Annotated in this window: 7 protein-coding genes and 1 pseudogene; all 8 read left to right on the top strand. The window is 51.8% G+C overall.

What is annotated here, in order from left to right; genetic code table 11:
- On the top strand, nt 1-3,456 hold a 3,456-nt coding region (locus DWV16_RS18195; RefSeq protein WP_158572977.1), incomplete at its 5' end, for an SNF2-related protein.
- A 1-nt stretch (nt 3,457) separates the two neighbouring features.
- Entirely contained in the window at nt 3,458-4,264 is an 807-nt protein-coding gene (locus DWV16_RS18190; RefSeq protein WP_118480861.1) for a DUF3849 domain-containing protein, read from the top strand.
- Entirely contained in the window at nt 4,261-4,605 is a 345-nt protein-coding gene (gene mobC, locus DWV16_RS18185) for a plasmid mobilization relaxosome protein MobC (RefSeq protein ID WP_002576211.1), read from the top strand. The genes DWV16_RS18190 and mobC overlap by 4 nt, the downstream gene beginning before the upstream one ends.
- A 155-nt stretch (nt 4,606-4,760) precedes the next feature.
- Nucleotides 4,761-5,072, top strand: coding sequence for a CD1845 family protein (locus DWV16_RS18180; RefSeq protein ID WP_054356925.1), 312 nt, complete (start codon nt 4,761-4,763; stop codon nt 5,070-5,072).
- Between the two features lie 95 nt (nt 5,073-5,167).
- The gene (locus tag DWV16_RS18175; RefSeq protein WP_118480859.1) at nt 5,168-5,776 is read left to right on the top strand and encodes a type IV toxin-antitoxin system AbiEi family antitoxin domain-containing protein; all 609 of its coding nucleotides are present in this window, start codon (nt 5,168-5,170) and stop codon (nt 5,774-5,776) included.
- A complete protein-coding gene (locus DWV16_RS18170) occupies nt 5,773-6,627 on the top strand; it encodes a nucleotidyl transferase AbiEii/AbiGii toxin family protein (RefSeq protein WP_118480857.1) in 855 nt (284 codons plus the stop codon). The genes DWV16_RS18175 and DWV16_RS18170 overlap by 4 nt, the downstream gene beginning before the upstream one ends.
- Entirely contained in the window at nt 6,624-6,932 is a 309-nt protein-coding gene (locus tag DWV16_RS18165) for a hypothetical protein (protein ID WP_118480855.1), read from the top strand. Before DWV16_RS18170 ends, DWV16_RS18165 begins: the two co-directional genes overlap by 4 nt.
- Before the next feature lie 54 nt (nt 6,933-6,986).
- A pseudogene (locus tag DWV16_RS19710) lies at nt 6,987-7,135 on the top strand (relaxase); the annotation flags it as partial.

Genomic DNA, 7,135 nt, shown 5'->3' with positions numbered 1-7,135 from the left:
GCGGATATGTTCACCAAACGGACCATCAAGCCCCATCAGGCAGTGGCTACTGTGGATACGGCAAGCGAAGCACTGGCGGTGTCCATCTCGGAAAAGGCCTGCGTAGATATGAGCTATATGAGTCGGCTTACCGGAAAAACAAAAGAAGAACTGGCCGGAGAGCTGCAAGGCGTGATCTTCCGTGTACCGGGACAGCTGGAACAGGACGGCACACCCCATTTTGTGACTGCTGATGAATACCTTTCCGGCAATGTACGCCGCAAACTGCGTCAGGCGCAGCGGGCGGCACAGCAGGACCCTTCTTTTGCAGTCAATGTGGAAGCTCTTACCGCCTCCCAGCCCAAAGACCTGGATGCGTCGGAGATCGAGGTGCGCCTTGGTGCCACCTGGATCGACAAGGAATATATCCAGCAGTTTATGTACGAGACCTTCAACACCCCGTTTTATCTCCAGCGCAGCATAGAGGTCAACTATTCCTCCTTTACTGCTGAATGGCAGATCAAGGGGAAATCTTCCGTATCCTACAACGATGTGGCAGCTTATACCACCTATGGGACCAGCCGCGCCAATGCTTATAAGATTTTGGAGGACAGTCTGAACCTGCGGGATGTCCGTATCTATGACACCATAGAGGATGCGGATGGAAAAGAGCGCCGCGTGCTGAACGCCAAGGAGACCACTCTGGCTGCCCAAAAACAGCAGGCTATCCGGGAAGCCTTTAGGGACTGGATCTGGAGAGACCCGGAGCGCCGCCAGACTTTGGTGCGCCAGTATAACGAAGAAATGAACTCTACCCGTCCCCGCGAGTATGATGGCAGCCATATCACTTTTGGTGGCATGAACCCGGCCATTACCCTGCGGGAACACCAGAAAAGTGCCATCGCCCATGTGCTGTATGGCGGAAATACCCTGTTGGCACACGAAGTAGGCGCGGGCAAAACCTTTGAGATGGTGGCCGCTGCGATGGAAGCCAAACGCCTGGGCTTGTGCCAGAAATCTCTCTTTGTGGTTCCCAACCACTTGACTGAGCAGTGGGCGTCGGAGTTTCTGCGTCTCTATCCTTCCGCCAACATCTTAGTCACAACCAAAAAGGATTTTGAGACCCATAACCGTAAGAAATTCTGCGCCCGTATCGCGACCGGTGACTATGACGCCATCATCATGGGACACAGCCAGTTTGAGCGTATCCCCATCAGCCGGGAGCGTCAGGAACGGCTTCTCTATGAGCAGATCGACGAGATCACCGAGGGCATCGCAGAGGTGCAGGCCAGCGGCGGCGAGCGTTTTACCGTCAAGCAGCTGGAGCGTACCAGAAAGTCTCTGGAAGCCAGACTGGAAAAGCTGCAAGCCGAGGGGCGAAAAGATGATGTGGTAACTTTTGAGCAGCTGGGTGTGGACCGGCTGTTTGTGGACGAGGCCCACAACTACAAGAACCTGTTTTTATACACAAAAATGCGGAATGTGGCTGGTCTTTCCACATCGGACGCGCAGAAATCCTCCGATATGTTTGCCAAGTGCCGCTATATGGATGAGATCACCGGAAACCGTGGCGTGATCTTTGCCACCGGCACACCGGTCAGCAACTCCATGACCGAGCTTTACACCATGCAGCGTTACCTTCAATATGAACGCCTGCAAGAGCTGAACATGACCCACTTCGACTGCTGGGCTTCCCGATTTGGGGAGACCGTCACAGCATTGGAGCTGGCACCGGAAGGCACCGGCTACCGGGCAAGAACGAGATTCAGCAAGTTCTTTAATCTGCCGGAGCTGATGAACCTGTTCAAAGAAGTGGCGGACATCAAGACCGCCGACCAACTGAACCTGCCTACCCCGGAGGTGGAATACCACAACATCGTGGCGCAGCCTACCGAACATCAGCAGGAAATGGTCAGGACCCTTTCGGAGCGCGCATCGCTGGTACACAGTGGAACCGTTGACCCATCCCAGGACAATATGCTCAAGATTACCTCGGATGGCCGTAAGCTGGGCCTGGACCAGAGGATCGTCAACCAGATGCTGCCGGATGAACCAGGCACAAAGGTCAATCAGTGCGTGGACAACATCATGCAGATCTGGCGGGATGGCGAAGCTGACAAGCTGACCCAGCTGGTGTTCTGCGACATTTCTACACCGCAGGCAAAAGCTACTGCAAGCAAGGCGGCGAAAACGCTGGATAATCCACTGCTTCACGCATTGGAAGGCGCTGTGCCTCTGCCGGAGCAGGAACCGGTCTTTACGGTATATGACGATATTCGTCAGAAACTCATTGCTCAGGGAATGCCTGCCGACCAGATCGCTTTTATCCATGAAGCCAATACCGAAGTGCGGAAAAAGGAGCTGTTCTCTAAGGTCCGTACCGGTCAGGTTCGTGTCCTTTTGGGAAGCACCGCAAAGATGGGCGCAGGCACCAATGTGCAAGACCGTCTGGTGGCACTTCATGACCTGGACTGTCCGTGGAGACCGGGAGACCTTGCCCAGCGCAAGGGCCGTATCGAGCGCCAGGGCAACCAGAATCCTCTTGTCCATGTGTACCGCTATGTGACCGAAGGAACCTTTGACGCATACCTTTGGCAGACGGTGGAGAATAAGCAAAAATTTATCAGCCAGATCATGACTTCTAAATCGCCGGTGCGTTCCTGCGATGATGTGGATGAAACGGCGCTTTCCTTTGCCGAGATCAAGGCTTTGTGTGCCGGAGACCCCCGTATCAAGGAGCGTATGGATTTGGATGTGGAGGTATCCCGCCTGAAACTGATGAAAGCCGACCACCAGAGCAAGCAATATCGTCTGGAGGACCAGCTGCTCAAATACTTCCCGGAGGAGATTGAAAAGCACAAAGGTTTTATCAAGGGCTTTGAATCCGATCTGGAGGTTTTGGCAGCTCACCCGCACCCGGAGGACGGTTTTGCTGGTATGGAGATTCGTGGAGACCTGCTGACCGATAAGGAGAACGCCGGTGCAGCCCTTTTGGATGCCTGCAAGGAGGTCAGAACCTCTGATCCGGTGCAGATTGGCAGTTACCGTGGATTCACTATGTTGGTGGAATTTGAAGCGTGGAAACAGGAATATACGCTCCTGTTGAAAGGCCAGATGACCCACCGGGCAACCCTTGGTACAGACCCTCGCGGAAACCTTACCCGTATCGACAATGCCCTCGCTCAGATGCCCCAGCGTCTGGAGGCGGCAAAGGCCCAGCTGGATAACCTCTATCAGCAGCAGGCTGCCGCAAAGGAGGAAGTCGGAAAGCCATTCCTTTATGAAGAAGAACTGCGAAGCAAAAACGCTCGTCTGGTGGAGCTGGATACCCTGCTCAACATCGACGGAAAGGGACAGGCACACGCCGAGGCTGTTGTTGCCAAAAGCACACGGCCTTCGGTGCTGGATAACCTAAAACGCCCGGTGCAACCCCACAGTACAGACAAGAAACCAAAACAGCATGAGGAGGTGCGATAACATGAATACTAACGATCTGAATACAGCCCTTTATGAAAAGATGGCTGCCGAACAGGACAAGTTCCGGGACTGGCTGAAAAGCCAGCCCCCGGAAGAAGTCTTAAACCATGCCTATGAGTACACCATCCGCGAGGACATCGTGATGGCAATGGAGGAACTGGAGTTGACCGACACCCAGGCTCAGGCACTTTTGGAATCGCCCTCTCCGCTGGCGGATGTGTACCGCTATTTTGAAAAGCTGGAGACCGGCTATATGGATGTGATCCGGGACAGCATTGAAAGCCGTGCCGACGATGTGTGCAGAGCCAAAGAGGAACTGCGAACAACACCGGTCTATCCACATTCTGCTGCCTATTCGTCCGAGCATGGGGAAATGGCACAGTACAACCTCTCATATCAGGCGAACAGCGCCTGCAAAGAAGCCATTGAGCAGACCATCAGCGCCCACTATGCAGAGAACCGGCTGGATACGGAGGCGGCGGTCAAAGATGTGCTGGAAAAGTTCGGGACAGAACGGGTACAGTTTATTCTTGCCAACACCATCCAGCACAAGGACCATGACGGGCGTATCTCTCAGGATAACAAAGCCTGGGCAAAAACCATTCCCATGCCGGAGGACAGCGATGCTTCCCGCCACTGTGCCTATCTGGTTGTGGATGGGGTCAACCCCGGTCTGACCGACCTGTTTACCAGTCAGGCCAGAAAAACCATACAGGAACAGCAGAAAAGTTCTGTCCTGCAAAAGCTCAGGCAGGAACCGCCTGCCCGCAAGCCTGCCGCCCCGAAGAAACGGGAGCCGGAGCGATGAGCAGCCCCAAGCGCAAGCGGGATGTGCCGGTTCTGTTTTGGGTATCCGCTGATGAAATGGAGTTGATTCAGCAGAAAATGGCACAGTTTGGGACAAAAAACCTGAGCGCCTATCTGCGGAAAATGGCTGTGGACGGCTATGTGGTGCAGCTGGATTTGCCGGAACTGAAAGAACTGGTATCCCTGCTGCGCCGGAGCAGCAACAACTTAAACCAGCTGACCCGCAAGGTGCATGAGACCGGGCGGATTTATGATGTCGATTTGGAGGATATATCCCAGCGGCAGGAACAGTTATGGGACGGAGTTAAAGAGATACTGACGCAACTCTCCAAACTTTCGTAACCGGGACAAATACCCCATTTGCGGAGGGAGGAACGGCGTTTCTTCGCCGCGCCTTCCTCCGCTTTTTCTTTTTGCCCGTATCCTTGCCTTTTGGCTGTGAGACAGGGATAATGGAATCAGGAACAGGAACTGTGATTTTGAGAGGAGGCATAACAATGAGGGCATTGGTATTTTTGTTGAAACTGCTGTTGAAGATCGTGATGGTTCCGGTGATTCTGGCGCTGACCCTGTTCGTTTGGATTTGTGTGGGGATCGTCTATGTCTCCGGTCTGGTGCTGGGGCTTATCAGCATGATGGTTGCACTGTTGGGTGTGGCGGTTCTGCTGATCTGTTCCCTGCAAAACGGCATTATCCTGCTGGTGATGGCATTCCTTATTAGTCCCTATGGTCTGCCGATGGCTGCCATCTGGCTGCTGGGCAAGGTGCAGGACTTGAAGTTTGCCATTCAGGATTTGGTTTATGGATAAAATGCGCGGTCACAAAAATGCCAGACAGTGTCTGTTAAATTGCTATATTTACTTCCGTGCCACATTCGTGTATAATAGTAGCACGAAAGGAAGTGATGAATGTGACCAAATCAGAACGGTTTGAGCAGTTAGACAGACTTCTGACCGAGCATGATGGGATGCTGCAAACCGCACAGGTAATCGCCAGCGGAATTGTAAAACCCATTTTTTATGAATATGTCAAAGAGAAAAATCTTCAGCAGGTTGCTCACGGAATTTATGTCTCCGAGGACACCTGGATTGATGCGATGTTTCTGTTACATCTGCGATGTGGTCAGGCAGTATTTTCCCATGAATCGGCGCTATTTTTCCATGACCTGACAGACCGGGAACCATCTCCATACGCTATCACGGTGCGCAGAGGGTACAGCACCACTCGCTTAAAGGCAGAGGGGCTTTCTGTTTACACCATCAAACCAGAACTATATGAGGTAGGGTTGACAACTGGCCAAACACCTTTTGGGCATACGGTTCCTATCTATGATATGGAGCGCACCATCTGCGATCTGCTCCGCAGCCGGAACAACATGGAGACACAGACTTTTCAAGGAGCGCTAAAAATGTATGCCAGAAGAAAGAACAAGGATCTGCGGACTTTGATGCGGTATGCCGGTATGTTCCGGGTTGAAAAAATTTTACGGCAGTATTTGGAGGTGCTTTTATGATAAAAACAGCAAGGCAGCTAAAAGATTTGATTCGCAATCTTTCCAGAGAAAAATCTGCGGATGCACAGCTTTTAATGCGAAACTATATGATGGAGCGTTTTCTGGAGCGTATTTCCCTTTCTGAATATCGTGATAAATTTATTCTGAAAGGCGGGATGCTGGTAGCGGCAATGGTTGGACTGGATGCCCGTTCCACGATGGACTTGGACGCTACTGTAAAAGGAGCCAATGTTAATGTAGAGGACATCGAGAACCTGATTTCTGCTATTGTGAGTGTGCCGATTGATGATGGTGTCAAATTTCAGCTGAAAAGCATTTCAGAGATTATGGATGAAGCGGAGTATCCTGGGATTCGGGTCAGCATGACTACAACCTTTGACGGTGTGGTGACACCTTTGAAGATTGACATTTCCACAGGGGATGCTATTACCCCCAGGGAGGTACGCTACTCTTTCAAGCTGATGCTGGAAGATCGCTCCATTGACATTTGGGCATACAATCTGGAAACCGTTCTGGCTGAAAAGCTGGAAACAATCATCACCAGAACCACCACCAACACCCGCATGAGAGATTTCTATGACATTTATATTCTGGATCAGCTCCACGGGAACACATTGAACCGGCAGACGCTCCATGATGCGCTGCGGGCCACTGCCCACAAACGCGGGACAGAACAACATCTTGCAGAAGCTGCCGAAGTTTTTGAAGAAGTTGAAAATAGTCCGGTGATGCAGAAACTTTGGGAATCGTACCGTAAAAAATTTTCCTATGCGGCAGATCTGGAGTGGAACATCATCATGAGGGCGGTTCGCAGTTTATATGCGCTCAGTGAAAAGGAATCGAGCCTATGAAGAAGCATGGACATTATTGTAAAGTCTGCGGAGAATATAAGGCTAACGAAAAATTTTCCGGCAAAGGTCCTGCGGCGCACATCTGTAAATCCTGTGCTTCTTTATCGCCGGAGAAACAAGCGGAGCAAATGACGGTAAACCGCTTACTGAATCTCCCTTGGCGGTTATCAAAGGAGCAGATTTCCTGGCTGAAAAACCGAATGAAAGATAAGCGCCCTGAAGTTCGTGCACTGGCAAAAGAACAATACGAGATGAGGTTTCCTCCGAAGCGGTTAGAGGACATCGAGGACGATTTTATAGAATAGCAAAAGCGGTCTGCACCATGCAGGCCGTTTCTTTTTTAGAAAGGAGGCCCTTCTATGGCAACCTCACGCATCATGCCCCTGCATATCGGCAAGGGGCGCACTGAGAGCCGAGCAATCAGCGACATCATTGATTATGTGGCAAATCCGCAAAAGACCGACAACGGAAAACTAATTACCGGCTATGGCTGTGACAGCCGGACCGC

The organism is Anaerotruncus sp. AF02-27 (assembly GCF_003465835.1).
GTDB classification, from domain to species: Bacteria; Bacillota; Clostridia; order Oscillospirales; family Ruminococcaceae; genus Anaerotruncus; species Anaerotruncus rubiinfantis.
This window is presented reverse-complemented; position numbering and strand designations above follow the sequence as displayed.